This is a genomic window from Bacteroides mucinivorans, assembly GCF_034654355.2.
Classification (GTDB): domain Bacteria; phylum Bacteroidota; class Bacteroidia; order Bacteroidales; family Bacteroidaceae; genus Bacteroides; species Bacteroides nordii.
The window spans coordinates 5,281,171-5,306,087 of the sequence record NZ_CP178179.1; the positions used below are offsets into that span (position 1 = coordinate 5,281,171).

General features: G+C 37.8%; 14 protein-coding genes. 8 read left to right on the forward strand and 6 right to left on the reverse strand.

The genetic code is table 11. The features are described from left to right. Positions 1-25: 25 nt before the first annotated feature. The 6 genes from VCM39_RS20070 to VCM39_RS20095 form a co-directional block, all read right to left on the reverse strand. Positions 26-1,465: a T9SS type A sorting domain-containing protein gene (locus tag VCM39_RS20070; RefSeq protein WP_322933201.1), complete on the reverse strand. Its 1,440-nt coding sequence runs from the start codon at positions 1,463-1,465 to the stop codon at positions 26-28. 58 nt (positions 1,466-1,523) lie between these two features. Next, positions 1,524-4,313, reverse strand: a complete 2,790-nt coding sequence (locus tag VCM39_RS20075) for a family 10 glycosylhydrolase (protein ID WP_322933200.1) — start codon at positions 4,311-4,313, stop codon at positions 1,524-1,526. A gap of 82 nt (positions 4,314-4,395) precedes the next feature. Beyond that, positions 4,396-6,054, reverse strand: a complete 1,659-nt coding sequence (locus VCM39_RS20080) for a PKD domain-containing protein (protein ID WP_322933199.1) — start codon at positions 6,052-6,054, stop codon at positions 4,396-4,398. A 21-nt stretch (positions 6,055-6,075) separates the two neighbouring features. Beyond that, positions 6,076-6,921: a hypothetical protein gene (locus tag VCM39_RS20085; RefSeq protein WP_221650225.1), complete on the reverse strand. Its 846-nt coding sequence runs from the start codon at positions 6,919-6,921 to the stop codon at positions 6,076-6,078. 26 nt (positions 6,922-6,947) lie between these two features. Then, positions 6,948-8,603, reverse strand: a complete 1,656-nt coding sequence (locus VCM39_RS20090; protein ID WP_221650224.1) for a SusD/RagB family nutrient-binding outer membrane lipoprotein — start codon at positions 8,601-8,603, stop codon at positions 6,948-6,950. 14 nt (positions 8,604-8,617) lie between these two features. Next, positions 8,618-11,638 carry a SusC/RagA family TonB-linked outer membrane protein gene (locus VCM39_RS20095; protein WP_221650223.1) on the reverse strand — a complete coding sequence of 1,007 codons (3,021 nt, stop codon included), beginning with the start codon at positions 11,636-11,638 and terminating at the stop codon, positions 8,618-8,620. A 489-nt stretch (positions 11,639-12,127) separates the two neighbouring features. Between VCM39_RS20095 and VCM39_RS20100 the strand changes: the two genes are divergently transcribed. The 8 genes from VCM39_RS20100 (at position 12,128) to VCM39_RS20135 (ending at position 24,908) form a co-directional block, all read left to right on the forward strand. Next, entirely contained in the window at positions 12,128-12,976 is an 849-nt protein-coding gene (locus VCM39_RS20100; RefSeq protein ID WP_002558923.1) for a hypothetical protein, read from the forward strand. 835 nt (positions 12,977-13,811) lie between these two features. Then, positions 13,812-14,726, forward strand: a complete 915-nt coding sequence (locus VCM39_RS20105) for a hypothetical protein (RefSeq protein WP_322933198.1) — start codon at positions 13,812-13,814, stop codon at positions 14,724-14,726. Between the two features lie 11 nt (positions 14,727-14,737). Next, a complete protein-coding gene (locus VCM39_RS20110) occupies positions 14,738-18,619 on the forward strand; it encodes a T9SS type A sorting domain-containing protein (RefSeq protein WP_322933197.1) in 3,882 nt (1,293 codons plus the stop codon). Positions 18,620-18,917: 298 nt separating this feature from the next. Then, positions 18,918-19,040 carry a hypothetical protein gene (locus VCM39_RS20115; protein WP_413544813.1) on the forward strand — a complete coding sequence of 41 codons (123 nt, stop codon included), beginning with the start codon at positions 18,918-18,920 and terminating at the stop codon, positions 19,038-19,040. A gap of 12 nt (positions 19,041-19,052) precedes the next feature. Continuing rightward, positions 19,053-19,466 carry a hypothetical protein gene (locus VCM39_RS20120; RefSeq protein ID WP_322933196.1) on the forward strand — a complete coding sequence of 138 codons (414 nt, stop codon included), beginning with the start codon at positions 19,053-19,055 and terminating at the stop codon, positions 19,464-19,466. 872 nt (positions 19,467-20,338) lie between these two features. Then, entirely contained in the window at positions 20,339-21,505 is a 1,167-nt protein-coding gene (locus tag VCM39_RS20125; RefSeq protein ID WP_322933195.1) for a DUF1343 domain-containing protein, read from the forward strand. 57 nt (positions 21,506-21,562) lie between these two features. After that, positions 21,563-23,011, forward strand: a complete 1,449-nt coding sequence (locus tag VCM39_RS20130) for a sodium:solute symporter (RefSeq protein WP_025868141.1) — start codon at positions 21,563-21,565, stop codon at positions 23,009-23,011. Positions 23,012-23,048: 37 nt separating this feature from the next. Continuing rightward, positions 23,049-24,908: a PQQ-binding-like beta-propeller repeat protein gene (locus tag VCM39_RS20135; protein ID WP_322933194.1), complete on the forward strand. Its 1,860-nt coding sequence runs from the start codon at positions 23,049-23,051 to the stop codon at positions 24,906-24,908. Positions 24,909-24,917 lie beyond the last annotated feature (9 nt).

A 24,917-nucleotide genomic window follows, 5' to 3' on the forward strand; every position in this document is an offset into this window, starting at 1 on the left:
GAAATGAGATATTCAAAATGCAATATTATTCAACAACAACTTTCGTATTCAAAATATTGCCAGCATTCTTAGCTTTCAAAACATAAATACCCGGCAATGCCTTAATTGAAGTAGTATTTGTTCTTTCTACCACTTTCTGTCCAATCAGATTATAGAGTTCAATGTCAGCTGTTTCTGAAAGTACCACTTCTCCTTTAGACGAAATTACTTGCAGTGTTGACATAAATCCATTCTGTATACCTACTGAAGGATGAGCTCTATTTATATTTTCTCTTGTACCAAAATCATAGGCAACAGCTCCACCACGATTACAATAAATAACAATACGTGCAATACCAGTATCTTCATTTACTACTACACGGGGAAGCACTGTTCGTTCCGGATTAGAAATATTTCCTAATCCCTTCTGCGGCAAGTCATAGACTAACTTCATAGAAGAGAACTCCATCGCCTCATTCAAGGAAACCAAACGTAATCCTGTTTGAATTGCATCAAGCTGATTTGAAATACTATAAATAGCATAATTAACCCCTCCTAATGAAAATTCTGCGACACCATTATTACCGGCACTCATTGGTTGAATAGCTTTTCTTGCTTCCTCATCAGTGATACTTGCAAAACTATCGGCAATCGTTCCATCCATATTATAAAGGGTTGCATAGGCAGTAAAAGCATCCATATAGAAAAGATTTTCATCAACCGGACAAACGCGTGTACCATAATTATTTGATGCTGCCGTTGGATAATATTCCTGAATAAAAATCTGATCTGATTCTTCCTGAGGTTGAAGTTTACCGCCAACATAACGCCATTTCAATACAGTTTTTCCATACAATTCATCGCCATTAGAAGTAGCAGAAAGAATATATCCATCGCCATTCACAACATCACCATAAACACCACAATAGTCGAAACGTCCTTCAAGTCCTTCAACTGTTGTACTCAAGATATTTTTCACGCTACCATCTTCCAGGTTTACAGCCCAACATTCTGCCGGTGAAACTCCAATATTAGTTGTCATTCTCCATAACAAAACATTACCTGCTGCATCCACCTGAATATCATTCGCCTGGAATCCGGAAATATCATCAACTTCATTCCCATCTTTATCTATAGTTTTACCACGATACCAGATGTCTTTTGATACCTGGACCGATTTTATATGCTCACCAGTCAAAGCATTATAAACTTCTACATGAATATCATTATCAGCAACTCTGTTTGAAATCAGCATTTTACTCCCGTCAGCAGAAATTGCCATACCACGAGAATTAGCTCCGATTATTCCATAGTTCTGATTTCCTAATGCAGTATACCATCCCCACAATGGGTATACAGCCATAGTCTGACCATTTACATCTACATCTGTGTAAGTAGCATCATCTTTACCAATTTGAGGACCATCCTGGGCATTCAAAGAAATACCGCCCAACAACATAGCTGCTCCAAGTAATAACTTTTTCATAATACATTTTTTTAAATTAAACATTTGAGTAGAAATACTATATCCTTTTTACTAAGAATCAATTCAATAACTTTAAAGTCCATAATTGTCCATTCAAGTCAACTCTCAACAAATAAACCCCTTTAGGCAAATCACCCAATTCCAAAGAAATTTCAGCTGTATTGTCTATTTCTTGATTCTGACAAAAGACTTTTCGTTCATTTCCCACAATATCAAAAAGGGAGGCTGAAAGAGTGCCACCATTAATACCGGCATTTATTTTCAATATTTGGTGAGTTCCCATACCTATTACACTGACTTTCTTTATATCCTGTTCTGAAGTAATGGACGTTGCTCCTCCCCAATGAAATTTCACAACTGGCGACCATTCAGTCTGCCCATCTTTATATTTAGCTCTTACCCTTGTATAATAGGTACCTACAGCAAGTGTTCCAAAGTCTGTCCGGTATTCAAAGGCTCCTGTTGTCTTTGATGTAGTTCCCCGAACCGGGAAAGTTACTTCCTTCGACAAGTGTGCCTGAAAACCGGTCGCATAGATATTATCCTTCCATTCTATGACCATCGACTCTCCAGATAAAGATCCTTCATTTACGGGCGAAACAATTATAGGAATATCCGGGTAAACCATTTCAGTCGTGAAAGTCACAACTGCAGTTTCCACCTCTTCGCCATCCTGAAGAGCTTTGATCTTAACATAATAAGTCGTAACAGGTAACAGAGTTCCTACAGGAATTTTTAACGAGTTCTTCCCCACAACCTTCTCTGAATATACAATCACTTTATCCGTAAAAGTATAAGCAGATGCCACAAGGACAGTATATTCCATGTCAGATTTACCGAATGTACTCCACGAAACAACCGGAGTTAGTTCAATATTAGTACTCCCCATTGACGGACTTGTTACTGAGAAAGTCATAGGTGTAAACTGACGGATTTCGGATATTGCATCTTTATGTCCTGCCTTATGAGATACTACTCTCCAATAATAAGTTTTTCCAGACTCAAGTATTGCTATTTTATCTGTAAACAGCTCATTCGTAACAACATCTTTACTACTATGCAACACAGAGAACTCCTGATCTTCAGCAATCTGCAGAGTATACCAATCAGCAGATACAGGTTCCCATTTAAATCTGAATGGAGCCATTATCTGATCACCGGATACCGGATATATCAAATTTGCAGCTACTCCTTCTACTTGCTCTTTATCAATCAAAATCGGCGTATATTCATTTCCATACCTATCAAAAACTGCTACAGCAAAAGTTACAGTATTCAAATCTATACTTTCAGGAATTTCAAAAGAATTCGTATATGAAACCCCAAGTAAATAACGTGACGAATTAAATGCATCCAAATCTGTAACTTTGTCCTTGGGAACTGCATATACAGTATAACGTACATTTTTATTTGAAGAATTCCACTGTAATATTCTCTCATTCAGAGTTATCGAAGAGACTGAAGATACAGAAGACGCATTCTTCCAATCAATAGCTGGTACCAATGCCTTTTCCGTAAAGCAATAATTCTTCAAATAAGGCATTACGCCTTTTACATTATATATATACTTAGTAGAATAGAATACGCTTCCGGGAGCTCCATCAAGCGTACTAAGTCTGTTACGCTCTATTTGCAGTCCAATTTCCTCCGGTCCGAAAGATGCACGTGTCTGCACTGTATTCATTTGATTATTCTGTTCCCAAATGCCTCTCTCCATAGCAGAAAGAGTACTTAGAGAAACTTTCTCCTCACCTATTTTTACAATATCCTCCACTACCGAACGCGTATAAGATGAAGATTGAATTCCACTAATAGAATGACTACTGTAAAAATGCTTTTTAAAACGGAAAGCTAACTCAGACCACCACGGACAAAGTACATCATAGTCTTGTCCCACTGCTGTTGTAGTCCAATAAAGTTGTGGAGAAATATAATCAACTGTACCTTCCTTTAACCATGCTACCGGATCACAATATATCTCTTCATACATATTTCCACCGGTAATACCCTGTGGTAACACAATACCCTCTTTTTGAGCAACATCATTATTCGTTGTCCATATTCCAAACGGAGAAACTCCAAACGTTACATATGGCTTCTCTTTTTGAATCATATTATACACAGAAGCCACCATTTTATTAATATTTTCTCTTCTCCAATCCCCTAAAGACATATCCTCCGGTTTATACTTTTGCTGAGCATCTGCATCCAGATCTACAGGTGTACCACCATAAGCATAAAAATAATCATCAAATACAACGCCATCGACATCGTAATTTGTTACAACCTCGCGCACTATATCTGTAATCCGTTGTCGAACTTCAGGCAAAGCAGGGTTCATAATAGCATTATACTTACCATCTTGTACGGGATAAGTAAGTATCCATTCCGGGTGAGTTACACGATAGTCACCAGCTTGCCCATCCCAATAGGTTGATGCTGTAGAGAATCGGTAAGGGTTCATCCATGCGTGCACTTCTATACCACGTTTATGAGCTTCTTCCACTACAAATGCCAAAGGATCATAACCAGGATCTTTTCCTCGTTCTGAGACTAAATCACTTGACCATGGCTCATAAGAAGACTTATACATTGCATCGCATCTGCTTCTAACTTGAAAGAAGACAGCATTTATATTCACTGACGCTAAATTGTCTAAAATCCGGATCATTTGATCTTTCTGGGCTTTTATTTGTGCTGAATTCCCTGTTTCAGTTATTTTCGTCGAAGGCCAATCCAATGACCAGACTGTCGCCAGCCAGGTAGCACGCATTTCTCTTTTAGGAGTTTGTGCATATCCCGATATTAAAAATAAACTAAGAAATAATATAGAGTATAAATGCTTCATATATATATAAATTTAGAATATTATAAAAGTGTACCAGAGTATACACCGGAATATATCTCCGGTACACATTCTTTCTCAATTATCAGAATAACTTTGATTTTTTATGGTTGATAGCTACTCCATAGATTTCGACACCTTCTATCACTGTTTCAACTTTATAGGTACCTCCATCGAGATAGCAACGCATCAATCCGGATTTAACAGATGAAGTCGGATCTGCACGGTATCCGAAGTAAACAGAACCATCCTCGGGATCTAATACCATCTGGCAGATATCAATATACTCACCAGAGCCACCTTCACTGTCAGATACAAGTTCTTTAATAAGATAATTCTTTATTGAATTTTGCAGAGCTGTCTGTCCTGCCGATTCATTTGGAATTGCAGACATCGGAATTGCATAAATTCCACTAGTAGCTCCTTCACGGACAGCAAAGAATACCATCTGACGCAATTCATCAATTGCCAATGATTTAATAAATAATCCTCCTGCTGTCATACCATTTGAAGGTACATTTGAACTTCCAATATCTGAGTCTTTGAAACGGAAAATACCCGGATTATTAAATGTTTTAGGCCACCACCAAGTACCATCACTTGTTTTAGTAAACGAAGCATTCATTGCTCCATAATCATATCCATTTTTATAATAACCCAATTTGTCATTTTGTAAAAAATAATCATATTTACTATTTGTCACATCCAATAATAAATTTCTTTCCGATAGAGCCAATCTACGAATACCCGTATTTCTGTCCGTATAATAAAGCATCTTTTGATTTTCATCAATATATCCGAAATGAGGATCATTAAAAGCTGTTTTTTGATTATTAGTCAACATCGTTTCGACTGAGGCACCATCTTTAGAGATCACAGAAATCTTTCCATCACCCAAATTTCCATCAACATCATCCACATAACCTATCTGTTTTCCTGCATCCAGTACAAATAACAAAGAATCTGAAAATAATAAGTTATAAGGATGTTGGCCGGACTTCACCCCTAAGTCAAAAGAAGAAATTTTAATATTATCAGGAGCATCATGAACTAATTTCAAGGCTTGTATATTTCCTTTTTTAACAGCATAATAAAGAGTCTTTACTTCTTCTGTATAACCAACAGGAACTTTAATAACCCCCTCTTGTAATGTACGTCCGCCAAGTTTAGTTTTCAGCACTATTTTTTGTGATCCTACATTTAAAAATTTCAGCTTACCAGGATTTTCTTTATTAGATGTATTTACAGGAGTTGAATTCTCATCTACTGTCCCTTCCGGAAAAATCCATTGATATTCCACTTCTTTGTTATCTGGATTCGGTAAAACGACAGACAATTCTATAAATGTCTTATTTACTTCACATATTTCATCTTCCATAGCACTAATAGAGACAGTAGGAGCTATGTCATTGATAAGTAATCTATAATTTCTTTGTCCCTCTCCTTCCACTTTTAACGTGACAGTATAAGTACCAGCTACTGTATATTTGTACTGAGGATTTTCTTCATTAGATACAACAGTACCATCTCCAAATTCCCAAACACAATTTCCTTTAGCAGATGACGTATTAGTAAATTGTATTACGGAGCCAACCAAATAATCCAATTTATATTCGTTTCCTGCTACTTCATATTTAAAATCGACTTTCTCACTAGGAAAATCTTCGATTTTAGGATCATTCTCTACACATGCATAAGAAAGCATCAAAAGAGATAACATCAATATATATGGTAATTTCTTCATAAATTTATAAGAGTATTAAGGTTAGTTCAATGTTAGTTCTTTCTTCTCCGAGACACCTACATTTCCCTGCTTATCAAAGACTTTATAAGCAGCATTTAGAATGTAGCTTTTAGTATACTCTAAGTCATAAGTAAGTGTACTTATATTGTAGATTAACTTTTCGAAGGGAATAGCATCGTATTTAGCTTTAACAACTTCTTTATACTCATCTTTTATCCAATATTCCATTTCTTGCTTATTGTCGTTAAAAACAGAGTCCGTATAACTTTTAAACTCTTCAGAATTGGACATATCCAAATTCAACATTAGCATTCTTAAATCTGAATATTTTTCTTTCTTTTCTAACTCTACATATAAATCACGCTGAAAAGCTGTAGCAAAAGTATCAGGGAATAGTTTATTAAATCTCTCTTGATCGAATTCTTCTACATTTTTCCATTCAACAGTTTTCAATGTGTTACTTGTAGGAAATACATCATTTACAACATAAGCTCTTTTATCTGCATTCCAATATTCTTCTTGAAACTCATATGTGGCTTTTTCTTGAAATACATGTGCAATGTTACTTACATCTACACTCTTGGTAAAAACAAATGTAACATTTGGGCAAGTGGCTTGCATCGAAATATGTTCTTCTTCATCATACCATACTTCCATATGATCTATAGCTACTCCTTCATTATTATAAAATTGTGCGGTAAAAGCAACCGTATTTCCTGCATTTACTGTACTAGAGGGTATCTCCCAATAAGTATGTGAAGTTCTCTGTCCAATACGAGCCCAATCATTGATAAGATCATGCTTTTCACACCCACTTACCCAAAACGTTAAGAAGGCAAATATTATCAGTATATTCTTATTTTTCATATATGTAACTCCTTTACTACACTTAATTATTTATGAGCACCATTATAAATCCCCCATATCATAGGCTTTTTCAACCATTCCGGATTCTTATAAGCTCCTAAACGCTCTAATTCCAAACGACTATATTTTTCTTCTGTTTCCGGATCATAATTCAAACGTTGTACCCAGACATCTGCTAATGTTCCATCCGGATTATAGTCTATGCACCAATAAGGTTCATACAAATTATATGGACGTTTCAGATTTGGATAAATTACAACTCCGTCATATGTAACATTATTCTTGCTATTACTATAGTTATAGCGACGCATATCAGTCCAAATTTCCGGCTGTAGGTACATACATACATATTTCTGCCGCATAATATGTCCAATATTAAAACCTATTTCAGGAAGGTAATCGACATTTTTCAAATACTTTTCTGTATATTTTGTATTACAATTGAAGCGTTCAAAACTTTTTTCCACCGCTTTTATAGTCCATTCTCTTGCACCAGTCTTATCTCCTCTCCAATACAAAGCTTCAGCCTTTATCAGCATCAATTCTTCAGTCAGAAATAAAGGTACATAACCATCATTTTTAGTATATGGATTTACAGTCAGATCTTGCGAACTCATCGGAGTAGTGCAATATAAATCGGGATAATGACTTTCTTTAGCAGAAGCATCCATACCAATATTACAATCCAAATAGCGGAAAATCGTTCTTCCGTCAGCACCTTTTCGGGGTTTCATAAGAGCCTCCATACGCGGATCTTTAGCATAACCTTTTATCGGATTTGGTGAAGCTTCAATGCCAAACATGTCTACCATCAAATATTTCGACGGAATTGTTTTATCTAAATCGTTCGAACGGCTTTCCCAACCTCCGATTTTGGGTTTTGCAGGTCCCCATGGGCAGTTAGCTTCACCTACTCCACCATCAAACTTGTAATTTGGTTCTTCCCAATCTTCCAAAGCAGCATTTACAGAATTTATTATCTGGTCACATGTATTTTGTGTATTATCCCAGTTAGGTAATTTACGCAACAAAATACGTGCTTTCAGTGCATATGTAAATTGTCTCCATTTTTTCAAATCACCAGAAAAAATCCGATCCATACTTTTGGTTATGGAGATATTTGCCGGACTATTTACAATACTTGGATCATTATACTGTGCCAACAAATCCTCAACCTCACTTAGCATCCATTCATAAATAGATTCTTGAGTGTCATAAGTCACATGATCTGTATATGCTGTAGTACGTGGCATATCACCAAAAACATCTGTAGTAAGTTGAGTAGACATCAAACGAATTGTTCGTCCGATAAGCGGGAAGTTGGTATACCCCGCTTCTTTAGCAGAAGCCAGCATTTCATTCAGATTCACCCCTATATCATAATAATGTCTGCGCCATTGAGGATGGCGATTCATTGAAAGAAATTCCCATCCCCCCTTATATGCGGTAGAATTTACCTGAGCCTTCCCTCCTGTAGTAAAAGCCTGAGCTAAATACATATTATATTCTGCATGATCATAGTTAGTCTGAGCAGCATAGAATGTTAATACTGGTAAAATGAGTTCAGGAGTGACTGTCGTAATATTATCCTTACTTCGATTAACATTCAGATAATCTTCACAGCTTACCAAAGCAATAGAGATAAGCAATAAGGCATATATAAAATTATTTTTTCTTCTCATAAATCTTATACTATTTAAAATGTTGCATTAATTGAAAAATTAAAACTACGTGTACTAGGTACTTTAAAATCATCAATACCCGTATTACCTGTCCCTCCAGCTTTACCTGCACTAATTTGCGGATCACATCCTGTATATTTTGTCAACAACAAAAGGTTACGTCCTGTAATAGAAAACTGTAAACCTTTAACAAACGACTTCTTAAGTAACGGCGTAAAATCATATCCTAAAGTCACATAGCTCAGTCGCACATAAGAACCGTCTTCAAGAAAATTCGAACTTACATTTCCAAATTTCTCACTTAACACAGTTTGAGTTAATAAAATGGGCTTTGTATTCTCTACATAAGTACCATCTGCCTGTTTTACCATACCTTTAACTACAACTTCCCGATTACGATATTTTTCAACAAAACGACTTTGTCCACTTGAAAAGAGTGAGCGTTCTGTCATATTTGCCACCGTTCCGCCTTTACGTGTATCTACCAAAAAAGAAAGAGTAAAATTTTTCCAGTTCAGATTTGATGAAATACCTAATAAAAAATCAGGTTCACGATTTCCAATTAAATTGCCTTTTGCAGGGCTAATAACCGGGTATCCTTCTTCATCACAAACAATCTGACCATCCGGAGTTCGTTCATAATCTTTACCAGAAACGCCTATCGTAGGTCCATGCAGATATGCCACAGGAAAAAGATCACTAAACTGTTTCCCTTGAATTTCAGTTATATCATCAGGTAACCCTTTAACCCGTCCGCGATTAAGTCCAAAGTTCAGATTTGCATTCCAAAAGAAATCTCTGGTACGTATTATTTCTTGATTCAATTGTAATTCTACTCCCTGATTCTCAATATATCCCTCATTACGAATTTGAAGTATAGTACCTTTTGTTGGAGATACTCTTACATTTACAATCTGATTATCCACTGTGGTATTGTAATACGCTATATCCAACTTCGTTTTATCATTAAAAAAGCGTAAATCCAAACCAATTTCCCATGAACTAGCCATTTCCGGATCCAACCAAACAGCACGACTTTTAGCCGGATCAACTCCATATCCACCATCCGGGAAAGAAGCCTTTTGAATAAATCTCTTATCAAAAGCATAAGGATTAGTATCTTTACCTACCTTTGCCCAGTTACCACGTATTTTTCCATAACTAAACGTTTCGCTTGAAATCTTAAATAATTCTGTAAAAATAAAACCTCCCGTTACTGAAGGATAGAAATATGAAGTTTCACTTAATGTTGAAGAATAATCCTGCCTGGCTGTAGCACTAACGTGAGCAATACCTTTATAATCCAAACGAATTTCGCCAAAATAACCCAACATGCGTTTCAAAGAATGAGATAATGAGGTGTTTTTTCCCAGTTCGAGAGCTGGTAGATTCGAGATACTCTCAAATCCTGGTATCTGAAATCCAGCCCCACCAAATGCAGACTCCGTTCCTTTTCTTTCTTTTAATTCATATCCAGCCAAAAAGTTCAAATTAAAATCTTTAGGAAGCTCTAACTTATATGTAGCCAACGCCTGTACCGTTAATAATTGGGAACGACTTTGAGAATAGTTATATTCACCAAACTTGGCTAAATCAATATTCTCCGGATTACTAAAATCTGATTTATCAAAAAGAGGGGCAGTTATAGATTCGGAGGTATAATGATTTTCATCAAAGCTAACTCTACCACTTAATTCAAGTCCTTTGACCGGATTCCAAACAATATTTCCCATTATAATATTACGGGCTGCATTATTTTCTCCCTGATCCATATAACGGCTCCACAGTGGGCTCAAAGGAATCTTCACAATCTCATCATCTGTCAATCCATCAAATGGATGTAACCAATTAGGTGTACCATTAGGTTTTATATAATCACGTATATCATTATTTATAGGCCAATTATATACAGTAGAGAGCACATCACCTGCCCCTCTCGATTTAGTTCTTATTATATTACCAGATAGTGAGGCCTTTAAATGCTTAGAAATCTCATATGTACCCTTCAATAAAAAATTCAACCGATCTTGATAATCATTAGGTACAACTCCATCTGTCATCGAATAACTGGCTGAAGCATAAGCAGTAAATTTATCCGTACCACCCGATAAGCTCACATCATATTTCTGAGAAAGCCCCATCTGAAAAAAGTTAGAAACATTATCATAAATTGTCTCTCCAGGTTGAACCATAGGTCCCCATCCTCCTGTTATGTCAACTTTCTCTGATAATACTCCTTTCACCCCTGGTACATAAGTCGTCTGCAATTTAGGTAGATGAAACACATTCTCGACCTGTACACTTGCATTGGCGTTAACCGTTATTTTTCCTTCTTTACCATTTTTTGTGGTAATCATTATAACACCATTAGCTGCCTCCTGCCCATACAAAGCTGAAGCCGCAGCCCCTTTCAAAACCGTCATATTCTCAATATCAGCAGGATTGATTTGCGAAGCAACACCTGCTCCAGAGACAGCTATGCCATCAATAATCAAAAGTGGCTCATTATTTTGTGTACCATTAATAGAGGAAATTCCACGAATTTGTATTTGAGATTCAGCATTAGGCGATCCACCTGAAGTACTTACACTTAATCCTGAGATCTTACCTTGCAACGTATTTACAAAGTTTGTATTAGCACCTCCCATGATTTCCTTCGAATCCAAGCTTTGTACTGCATAATTAAGTTTTTTCTTTTCCGCCTTTACTCCCATTGCCGTCACGACAACTTCATCAACCATTATTGAAGAAGGTTTCATGACAACATTTATCACAGACTGTTTACCTGCCTTCACTTCATGTGTTTCCATTCCAACATAAGAAAACACCAAAGTCGAATTGTCAGGTGCCTTAATTGAATAATTTCCATCAATATCAGTAATTGTACCCAGACTGGCATTCCCTTTAACAACAACAGATGCCCCAATGACCGGCATTCCATCTTCAGAGGAAGTCACCACTCCAGTAATCGTATGCTGTGAATATGCAGCCACAGCAGAGAAGAAAAAGAGTAGAACTAATAACTGTTTTTTCATAATATAATCTATTAATAATTTTATTTAGCTCTATCCAACGCAAGCATATGGATTTGAACATTAGAATAAATTTTCACTTAAATCAGTAAAAAAAGCATTCTTTTCTGATTACAGAAACAGATACCCCATTACCTTATCATATATGCTTTTATACTCTATAAAAGACTACGATTTAATTAGTTATAAAACTGGGGTCTTCAAACAAGAATTACAAGAAGGAAAATGTCTAACAAATATCATCTTTAAGGTTTCTTTGTATCAGACAAGATTTCTTATTTAAAGATCTCAACTTTTTATTACCTCTAATACATATGCTAAGTTCTATCAGAACTATATGATATATGCTTTGCAGTATTTCATTGCATGAGCATAAATGTACTTTCGTGATTCTCGCGGATTTAGTTTGGCGCTAAAGAAAATCTTGTTGAAGAATGAAAGATATAGCAAAAAAGGTTATATATTTGTAACCAAATCAAAAAAGAATACGGAATGAAACTTATCGCAGAAAGTGGTTCTACAAGAACTGAGTGGGCTCTTGTTGAAGATAATCATCTCGTACAGAGAGCTTTTACGGAAGGACTGAATCCTTTTTTCCAGACCAGAAGAGAAATAAGCAGAAGTGTAAGACTCGGTTTGCCAGAGTCCTTCTTTAAAAAGAAGTTGGATCAGGTATATTATTATGGCGCCGGATGTACATCTTATGAGAAGAAAAACATATTGGGTGCCTCTCTGGTAGCACAATTCAAGACTCCTATTCAAGTTGAAAGCGATTTGTTGGCAGCTGCACGCGGTTTGTTTAAATGCGAAGCTGGTATTGCCTGCATCTTAGGAACTGGTTCCAATTCATGTTTCTACGATGGTAAAATCGTTGTTAAAAATGTGAAAGCCGCAGGTTACATATTAGGTGACGAGGGAAGCGGTGCCGTGTTAGGAAAACTTTTTCTGGCTGACGTTCTTAAAGGATTAGCTCCTAAATATATTGCAACAGACTTTTATGATAAGTTTCGTATAACTGCAAATGACGCTATGGAATCTGTCTATAATTTACCATTTCCGAATCGATTCCTCGCTACTATATCTTATTTCTTAGCAGATTATCTAGACAATGACTATGTTTATAGCTTGTTAACCAATAATTTGAAAAACTTTTTTATCCGTAGTGTGTGTCAGTATGATTATAAAAGTTACCCTATTCGTTTTGTTGGTTCAGTAGCATACAGCTACTCCGAAATATTAAGAGAAGTCGCTCGTGGCTTTGGAGTAGAACTTGATATTATTGAAGAAACCCCAATGACTGGATTAATAGAATTCCACTCTTTAAATATAGAAGAACCATAGGATAAATACCGCGCACAGTTCATTGTTTCTATTTATGTTTCATGAGAATGTAATGCGTCGCCCATATTATTGTGAATTAATAAATATAAATCGAAATAAATGCAAATTAATGTTCTTGATATTAAAACTATTCTTATCTTTGCTATGAAGTAATTCTCAAGGAATTCTCTCGGCCTTTGTTTAATGATAACATTGCCTCTTAAAACAATTAATAAAAAGTTAACCATACTTATAAATAGGAAAAGGCTAAGTTCTGATAGAACTTGGTATAAATAAAAACTCCACCTAATTTCACAGAGCTTCCAAATTTTCCACAATCCGTAAGTAGTAGTATATTTAAACACAATGTTTTAAGCTTAACAACAAAAAACAAAAAAAGCCTTTTAAATACAATAATTACAGAAACGGTAACTTACAATAAACCATACAAACAATCTCAAACCAACAAAAGAAAACTAACAACACACAAAGAACTAAAAAGCAACAGATTACCACATCGCCCCTCCATTTACACCTCCCCGACAATCCAATAAAGCGATACACAGCCAAAACAATTCATAAAAATCCAACCAGAAAATACTTCTCCCCTCAAAAGCCACAATTCCGAATGTTTAATATTAATAACTATAAAACAAAATAAGTTAATTTAATTCCTAAATATTTGTTTCTAAAAATAAATTAATGAATATTTGAGGGAATAAAATAAGCATAAGTAGCAGAAACAGTTCTTCCGATAGACGGAAATACTTCTTTTCAGTACCCTATTTTAAGAAAAGTACTAAGCTCAATATATAATATATAGAACACCATTATTAACCTTTAATTTTTTAAAATCATGAGAAAGTTTTTTCTGCTTTTGCTACTTTACTTATGTCAGCAAACTTACTCACAAGAAGTGAATGTTGTATCAGTAAAACAATTACCAGGTACAGATGTTGGTAAAGCTTACCATCCTAAGTTCAGCCCTACAGGTGAATACTTACTATTTACCTCTGATAATTATTCCGGGCTTAAAAAGTACGACTTAAAAAACGGAAAAGTAACCGTAGTAACTAAAGCGCCCAATGCCGGATATAATGTTCAGATCAGTACCGATGGAAATAATATTTTCTATCGTGAACAATCACTGAATAAAAGGAATATGAGAGAAACAGCTCTAAAGAAGATAGACCTGACAAATAAAAAAGAAAGTCAGTTAATATCGCCAACACGTAGCTTCCAGCTTCATAAAGCCATCGATGGGAATATTCTATATGTCAAAGACAACCGGTTGTCATCAAAAAGAGTATACGGAGAAAAGATAAAAACAACTCCGGACGTAGTCAACATCGAGAACCGCCAATTAATATTGTATCATAACGGAGAACGCACAGAACTCTCTCCCAATGGTAAAAACTACAGCTATCTTTGGCCTTCCATATCTCCGGATGGCAGAAAAATACTGTATAAAGTAGCCGGAAAAGGCACATTCATATCCAATATAGACGGCTCCAATCCAATACGTATAGCTAACCTAAATGCACCTGTATGGTTAGGTAATGAATGGATTGTAGGTATGAACGATAATGACAACGGAGAACGTATACTATCTTCAACCATCGAGGTTGTATCCGCAGACGGACAAAAACACAAAACACTTAGTGATCCTTCTATTATCGCAATGTATCCGGCCGTTTCTACCGATAACTCATCCATCGTTTTCAATACAGATAACGGTGATATTTACCTCATGCAAATTACCATTAAATAGAGATTTTAATTATGAAAACACTGAAATACATAATCATAGTTGGCCTATGTTTACTGTGCACAGGCCTCAATGCCAAAGACCTTACAGGCGTAAGAATCTATATCAATCCAGGTCATGGAGGTTTTGATGCAGCCAACGACCGGAATGTTGTCACTATTCCCTATGGAGCCAATAATCCAAAAGGTTTCTGGGAATCTTCCAGCAGTTTAACAAAAGGATTAGCTCTACGCGATATGCTCGAAGCCCATGGAGCAACCGTTATGATGTCAAGAACCGAAAACAGGGACGAAGACGATCGTAACCTCACTGAAATAGCAGAAGAAGCATCGGCAAATGACATGGACGCCTTCTTATCTATCCACAGCAATGCTGTAGGGGTAAATCAAGGAACCAATTATCTTTTACTGCTATATCGCGGAACAGATGACGAGCCAGATCCCGCACTTAGTAAACCAATGGCACAGACATGCTGGACCAGAATGTACGATAACCCATTAACCAACTGGACCTACTATAGTGCTACCAATATGAATGTTCGTGGCGACTTTTCATTTTATGGTTATCATCTGGGAGTTCTAAGAAACAATACAGTACCAGGCTTCCTTTCCGAAGGTGAATTCCATGACTATTTACCCGAAACTCACCGCTTGCTTAACGAAGATTACCGCAAACTGGAATCGGCACGTTTCTTTCGCTATTTTTGTGACTATTTCGAAGCAGAGCAAGACTCTAAAGGTATTCTGGCCGGACTCGTAAAAAGTTCCAACGAGCGTATCAACAATCCGCTATATCTTTATAAGGCCGGAACAAACGATCAATGGTTGCCCATAAACAAAGCTCAGGTAGAGTTATTCGACAATAAAGGCAACAGCATAGGTTCTTATCAAACCGATGAATGCTATAATGGATTCTATGCTTTCTTTAATTTGGAACCAGGGAAATACAAAATCAAAATAACAGCAGAAAACTATGAAACTGCCGAAATAGACGCAGAAGTAAAAGCTGGCGAGACAACTTCCCTAATCACACAAATTGAAAACAAAACAGTAATCATAGAAAAAGAGATCCCTGCGGATTATCCGGACCCCAACCAGGAAGCAGGTGCTATAGCAATGCCATTTTATCAAATCCAGGAAACCGCTACAAATACATTCGAATGGCTTAAAAATAAGGATATCCGCAAAAGTATTTTACACGACAATAAGCTATACATTCTAACAACAGAGCCCAATATTTATGTAGGAAACCCAACTACAGGCGAATTAATTGGTGAGCTAAAACTCACCGGTATCGAAAGTGGTATTCTGCCAATAAGCGACATCGCATTCTCTGCTGATGGCTACTTAATGGCTTGTAATAAGAATGTTGTAAAACTACCAGCCGATGATCAGAAATTCAAAGTATATACCTGGGATGATGACGAATCAGAGCCTAAATTATTCTTTGAAACAACCCAACAGGGAAATTTCTCAGAATCCACTATCGGAGAGACATTTGCCATCAGCGGTCCACGCTGGAAATGTAAAATTTACACTCCGGCAGTTACTACTGGAAGTTCCAGACAAATCCGAATTGTAGGATATCTGATTGACGAAGAAACCCCTAACATCATTGGTTATAAATACATGATGGATGGTAGCTATACCGAGGCACTTTGGGGAGAAGCCATTACATTTACTCCTTCTCCTCTCGGCACCGACCGCTTCATTGCAGACAGCGAAGTATTATTACCAACTGAATTTGGTTTCGACTGGACAATCGCCGACCGTAATCCGCTAATCAACCACGGAGCAATAAATGAAAGTTTACTTTCACCACAAGCCAAAGGTGCTAACTTCTTCCGTTACGCACAACACTCATTTATGATATCTCCCAACTGCGATAACAATTTAAACCATCCATGTGCCGTTTTATTCGACATAACAGAGGGGCTGGATAAAGCAACCCAAATATCCGACGTACTGACCGGTAGCAATTCAAGTGAAAGTTCCGAACCTTACATGATGACAACAGGTACAGTAAACGGATACGATATGAATCTATACCTGTATACCCAAAATACGGGAATAACCCAATTCCAAACAGTTACAACAGATGCTACTGCAAATATCTACGCCTCCGCACTAAAGATGGAAAGCACAGAACAGCAACATAAGTTCAGCTTCCTGCTCAATGAAGACGCCACCGAAGTAGCCATTGAATTCACCAGTGGAGACAAGGTTTTGAAATCATACAGTGCAGGTGCTTTATCTAAAGGAAATAACCAGGTTTCAATAGCAAAAACAGAAATACCTTTGGGTAAGGATATACATTGGCAAGTGAAAGCAACAGCCAAAAGTGTGGCCCGTCCGATAAAAATGACCGGAGACGAAGAGACACTGAAATTTTACAATGCCTACGGAGTTGCCATAGACAATAACCCCGAAAGCCCCTACTTTGGACGCATATATGTAGCAAGTAGCAAACCGGGAACTTCCGGCAATCGTGCCACAGGACAAGGTATTTACATCATGGATCCACAATTCAAAGACATTACCGGTCAGGCCAATAAAGCTTACGACGGTGGCATTGAGTGGAGTAGCAGTAACAGTCCATTCCGTTTAGTAGTAGCACCGGATAGCAGAGTATTCATGTGTGATTTCAGCGATACCCATTCCGGTATCTACATAATGGACCCTGCCAAACCAACTGACAATTTCGTCAGCCTATTCGATGGGTTGACCAGAGATGCCAATGGCCTCGCCAGTAACTCTTCCAACGAAGCAGTACACGGTTCTTCTTCCTCTTGTTATGTAACTGGCACAGGTGAAAATACAATACTGTATACATTCGACGAAGATTATAAAGTAGATGGAAAAGCCGGAAACATTCTGCAGTACAACATTGGAACAGCAACAAACTGGGCGGAAGCTCCAAGTGTTGCCTTCAATAATGCGGCCACAGGCGGATATCAACTGAATATGAACTCTACAATCCTACCGGACGGACGCGGTGGATGGTGGATTTCCCAATACCGGGCAGCAGACGAAGCCAATGTTCCTTCGTTAATCCATTACAATGGTACTACAATAGACTTTGTATCAGGCAAGATAGATCCTACTATCATTGAAAATTCCCGGAATGGCGGTATGGCCATCAGCCTCGACGGAACCCGCATTGCCATGGGATGTAACAATGAAATTAAGATATTAGGAATCACTTATAGCGAAGAGGGAGTACCTTCCATCAAAAGGCTTCATTCAATCAAACCCGGACTGGGAGCCAACTCCAACAGCCTTGCTTTTGACTGGGCCGGTAATGTATATCTGATTTCCAACTCCGGCGAACGCCTTGGCATGTGGACTCTTCCAAAAGCTGATAACACAGCTATTACACCAGCCCCATCTTCTCAAACAATCTCCAACGAAATCGGAACAGTTACCAATCTCAAAGCAGCGATAACCACCGAAGGCGTATCATTAACATGGGAAGCTCCGGCAGGTTCCGTAGACACTCCCGAATACAACGTATATCGTGGAGAAGAACTACTGGCCACCCTCACAGAGACAAGTTATACGGATGAGAATGTGGTGAGCGGCACATATTCATACAGCGTAACAGCCGTCTTCGGAAACTACGAAACAGCCAAAGCAACTACTTCTATAGTGATAACAGGCATAGAAGAGCCAGCCACAACTGCAACCTCTATTTATCCAAATCCTACCGATGGACCAGTTAATATAGAATCCGAAGAAGCCATTCATACCATCCAGGTGTATGACATGAACGGCCGCATTGTTCTGAATATGAATAATCTGAATACGAATAAAGAAACGATTAGCCTCTATGAACAGGCAAGTGGAATTTACATAATCAAGGTGAATAACACGATCAATCGAATCATTCGTAAGTAAATCAAGCACGAAACCGGTTATCACGGTTTCTATAGATTAATAGCAACAAGTTGACAGGAGGCTGGGGGAACAAATATTTCGAACAGCCTCCTGTTTGCTTATCAAACAAACTCAAAAACACTCTACAAATTATGGTGACTTATATAAAACGGATTCTCAATCATATCACAGCATAATAAATACTCCAATAATGAGTAATTTATCAAACCGATATATAGACAATACGAAAAAACAACAACGAGATGACAGCCCCAATAATACACATAAACAAAAATGATATAGAATTAATCAATATGCAATGATAAAATATATAAAGAACGGCAATATATTTGCCATAGCTGGTATCAATTGTTATGCACATGATTGTAATTGTGCCGAAGCCAAAAGAAAAACAATCTATTCACCCAAATATAAAATATAGGAGAAAAGAATTATGAGTTATGATTTAATGGTATTTGAAAAGGAGAAAGCTCCCTCAAAACAAAAGGATTTTCTTGATTGGTATGAGAAAGAAACAGAATGGACCGAAGATCACGGGTATAATGACCCTACTGTATCGTCGCCCGCACTACAAGAATGGTATCGTGAAATGATACAAACATTCCCAAACATGAACGGACCCGATGCTCCTACTAACGAACAACTGGACGAGGACGAAGACTTAGAGTCACACCTCACAGACTATGCCATAGGACGTAATGTCATTTATGCCGCTTTCAGTTGGTCTACAACAGAAGAAGCGTACGAGCTTACAAAACGGCTGGCACAAAAACATGGCGTAGGTTTCTTTGACGTCAGCGGAACCAATGGAGATATTTTTCTGCCGGATGGAAGCCTAATGAAATAAATACGAAAACGATAAGAGAAAAAACTATCCCATATATAAAGTTTACTTCATACACAAAGGTGCATTTTTAACATTTCGTTAAAAATGCACCTTTCATCACATTACAATAATAATTACAAACACAATTATTCTTCATCTATTATATTCATTCCGATTTTACCCTAATAAATATATCTTTAAACCACTTTTTATTTATTCAGATAAATGGCATATAAAATTCGAGGCAAATATTTATAATTATTTTTCAAAACAGAAAAACACATAAAAGGTTAAAAGAGGGAATGAAAAACAAAGAAATATAACAACAAAAACAACAGAAAACAACCCACTGATTATCAAACAGTTAAATATTGCATTTTTTCCTCTACGAGGAACAACCCAAAACTCTACGAGAAACACTCAATTCCTCGTAGAGTTTCGAACGTTTTCTCTACGACAAACAGTCCGAAAATTTATAAGACATTACATTTTTCCATAAACACCCAAGAAGAGGATTCATTTCATTGTAACAAATTATCACCCACCATAACAAGCATTTTTTTTAAACTGATTCCTCTAAAACAAAAGTGTACACTTTATACACGCAAGAATGTACACTTTCGCAATACAATAATGTACACTCTTATCATACAAAAGTGTACATTCTTGTAATCGTCCTATATTCAACAAAGTACAGAGATAAAATACAGCCTTCTCATTCCATTGCCCCATCCAATAAATATGTTTACATTCTACTAAAATATGCTTTAAAACGCGAGATCGTCGATTTGCAAATTATTGATTATAATTCCAAAAATATAAAAATATATGTTTCTAATATTAAAACATATATTATCTTTGCAGATAAAGAACTCTCCCTTATATAATATATTATGAAAAAGATTCTATTTATAGTCATTTTAGCGTTCATCACTCTCCACTGCCAGGCAAAACAAAGCCGGGTGATTGTAGGTGCAGAACAAACGAATGACTATTTACCTATATTAAAGAATAAGAGAATTGCTGTTTTTTCAAATCACACCGGTATGGTGGGAAATAAGCACCTGCTGGATGTATTATTAGAGAATAAGATAAATGTAGTTGCAATTTTCTCTCCGGAACATGGTTTTCGTGGTAATGCAGATGCAGGAGAGCATGTTTCAAGTTCGGTAGATCAAAAGACAGGGGTACCTATTCTCTCGTTATATGATGGCCAATTGGGTAAACCAAGTGAGGAATCCATGCGCAAATTCGATTTGCTGATAGTCGATATACAAGATGTAGGTTTACGATTTTACACGTATTATGCCTCTATGGTACGCCTGATGGATGCCTGCGCGGAGTATAACCGTAAAATGCTGATTCTGGACCGTCCCAATCCAAACGGGCATTATGTAGACGGTCCTATTTTAGATATGAAATATAAATCGGGAGTTGGCTGGCTTCCTATCCCGGTAGTACATGGGATGACTTTGGGAGAATTAGCACTCATGGTTAATGGTGAACGCTGGTTGCCGGCTTCCCGTATCTGTGACGTTACAGTAATAAAATGCAAAAACTATACCCACCAGACAATGTATCAGCTGCCTATCCCTCCCTCTCCTAACCTACCCAATATGAAAGCAGTATACCTCTACCCGTCTATTTGCTATTTTGAAGCAACTCCCGTCAGCGTAGGAAGAGGCACACAACTGCCTTTTCAGGTATACGGTCACCCCAATATGACAGGATACAATTACAGCTTTACGCCACATAGCACATCAGGAGCCAAAAGCCCTCCCCAACTTGGCAGGCTTTGCCACGGTGTGAATTTAAGTGAGTTAAGTGAGGAAGAAATAAGAAAAAAAGGAGTAGATTTGAGTTACCTTATTGACGCTTACCGAAACCTGAATATGGATGATTACTTTTTCCGCCCATTCTTTGAACGACTGATAGGTACGGATTATGTTCGTAAAATGATCGTAAAAGGAAAAGATGCCGATGAGATTAAAGCAATGTGGAAAGAAGACGTAGAAAAGTTTAAAGTACAACGCAGACCTTACCTTTTATATGAAGAATAGCCGTTTCTCTCTGTTTTTTATCTTAAATTGTTAAACTATAAAAATGTAAATTGCCCCATGAGTCCAATTGCCATCTTAATCACTATTGCAGCCTATTTCGTTATCCTGTTCACAATCTCATACATTGCAGGCAGAAAAGCCGATAATGAAGGTTTCTTTGTAGGGAATCGTAAATCAACCTGGTATGTAGTAGCATTTGCCATGATTGGTTCGAGTATATCAGGAGTTACATTTGTGTCGGTACCGGGCATGGTTGCTGCAAGCGGATTCTCTTATTTACAGATGGTACTTGGTTTTGTTGCAGGACAAATTATTATAGCCTTTGTTTTGATACCGCTTTTCTACCGGATGAATTTAGTATCCATCTATGAGTATCTTGAAAACCGATTTGGAATTTCTTCTTATAAGACAGGTGCATGGTTCTTTTTTATTTCAAAAATGCTGGGAGCAGCCGTAAGATTATTCCTTGTTTGCCTCACACTACAACTACTTGTTTTTGAGCCTTTCCATCTCCCGTTCATACTGAATGTGATTATCACCGTAGCTCTTGTTTGGCTCTATACTTTCCGTGGAGGAGTAAAGTCATTAATTTGGACAGATTCATTAAAAACATTTTGTCTGGTAGTATCTGTAGTACTATGTATATATTACATTGCCTCCGATCTTAACCTGGGTTTCGGAAGTATGATTGCTACTATATCCGAAAATGACTTCTCACGCATGTTTTTCTTTGATGACGTGAACGACAAACGTTATTTCTTCAAGCAATTTTTGGCAGGAGTATTCACCATGATTGCCATGACAGGACTGGATCAGGACATGATGCAGCGAAACCTAAGCTGCAAGAATTTCAAAGATTCACAAAAAAACATGATCACCAGTGGTATCTCTCAATTCTTCGTCATCTTACTATTCCTTATGTTGGGAGTATTGCTCTATATATTCACAGCCCGGCAAGGCATTGAAAATCCGGAGAAGAGTGATGAGTTATTCCCGATGATAGCTACCGGTGACTATTTTCCTGCCATCGTAGGAGTTCTGTTTATCATCGGTCTGATTTCAGCAGCCTATTCTGCAGCCGGTTCGGCACTGACCGCCCTGACTACCTCATTTACAGTAGATATATTAGGTGCTAAAAATAAAGCGGAAAATGAACTGGTAAAGATACGTAAACGTGTGCACATCGGTATGGCAATAACGATGGGGGTTGTTATCTTTGTATTCAATCTGTTGAATAACACAAGCGTGATTGATGCCGTTTATATTCTTGCCAGCTATACTTACGGCCCCATCCTGGGACTTTTCGCCTTTGGCATTTTCACCAAAAAACAGGTTCGCGACAAGTATATTCCCTGGGTAGCCATTGCCTCCCCCATTCTGTGCTTCATATTACAGAAAAACTCAGAGAGATGGTTCAACGGGTATCAGTTCAGCTATGAATTGCTGATATTCAATGCACTATTTACTTTTATCGGACTCTGCCTGCTCATAAAAAAGAGCAAATAACAAATTATTTTAATCCAAAACAAAAAAACACACTCAGATGAACAGAAAAGTATATACCTGTATCGCATTCCTATTTGTAGTGTACACTACAATTCAGGCGCAGGTAGGAGAGCATTTTCGTTTCGCTCTTCTCACAGATATTCATGTCACGAATAAGGGGACAGCCTTTGAAGATCTCCAAAACTCCATCAATCAAGTGAACAAGACACAAGGAATTGATTTTGTACTGGTAACCGGAGATATAACCGAAGAAGGGGATCGCGCCTCTATGAAAAAAGTAAAAACAGCTCTCGGGCAACTAAAGGTGAAATATTACATCATTCCCGGAAACCATGAAACGAAATGGAGTGAAAGCGGCGTGACCGACTTCGGACATATCTTTGGCGGAGAGCGTTTTAAATTTGAACACAAAGGCTTTCTCTTTTTAGGATTCAACTCCGGCCCGTTAATGCGCATGGCAGACGGACATGTAGTGCCTCAGGACATTACATGGTTGAAAGACGAACTGAAAAAGGCAGGAAAAGAAAAGCCCGTATTTTTAGTTACCCACTATCCGCTGTTAAAAGGAGATGTGGACAATTGGTATGACGTAACCGATGCAGTGCGCCCCTTTAACATCCGTGCGTTCATGGGTGGGCATTATCACAAAAATCAGTTTTTCTCTTATGACGGTATTCCGGGAATTATCAACCGTTCCAATCTGCGGGGAAAAGATCCGGTAGGCGGATACAGTGTCTATGAAATAACTCCCGATTCTGTATTCGTTTATGAACAGAAAATTGGTGAACAACCTAAAAAGTGGTACGTACTCTCTTTAACAAAATCGTACTACGATGCGAAAGGAGCAACAGACAAGTATCCCGATTTCTCTGTCAACAAAGAATATCCACAGGTAAAAGAAAAATGGCTCGTACAAACGGGTGTGGGTATCTATTGTTCACCGGTCACAGAGAAAGAACAGGTTTTCGTTGGCGATGACATGGGCATCTTAACCGCCTACAGCCTGAAAAAAGGGAAAAAGCTCTGGAGTTTCCACTCCGGCAACCGTATTGTTGGTACTCCTGCCGCAGCCGATGGTATCGTTGTATTTGGCTCTGCAGATAAACATATTTACGGTTTGAAAGCTGAAGACGGAACATTACTCTGGAAAATAGAAGCCGGAGAACCGGTGCTGGGAGCTGTAACGATAGACAACGGAATAGCCTACATAGGTGCCAGTGATCATACCTTCCGTGCCATTGACATCAGGACCGGGAAACTCATATGGGCATATACAGGTGTAAAAGGCTATATAGAAACCCGTCCACTCGTTGAAGGTGACAAAGTGATCTTTGGTGCATGGGACAATACACTCTATGCTTTGAGTAAAAAAGAAGGTAAAGAGTTATGGAAATGGACGGGCGGGCTGACCCGCATGCACTTCTCTCCTGCGGCAGTATGGCCGGTAGCAGCAAATGGCAAAGTTTTCATTACCGATCCTCAACGTGCCATGACCGCCATTGACTTAGAAACCGGAGAAACCGTATGGCGTACTTTCCAGTCCACCGTACGCGAAACAATCGGTCTATCTGCCGATAAAGAACGGATATACAGTAAAACAATGAATGACAGCATTGTCTGTTTTTCAACGAAAGGCGATAAACCGGATCAATTGTGGAGTTCCAACGTCGGTTTTGGCTATGAGCATGCCCCTTCCATGCAAGTAGAAAAAGACGGAGTGATGTTTGGCAGCACCAAAGGAGGACTTATCTTTGCACTGGAACCACTGACAGGCAAGATACTATGGAAGCATAAAGTAGGCAACTCGCTTATCAGTACGGTTGTTCCTATCAACCGCCACCAGGTGTTATTCACCGCAACCGGAGGCGAAACCGGATTATTGGAATGGAAAGAATAAAAATAATAA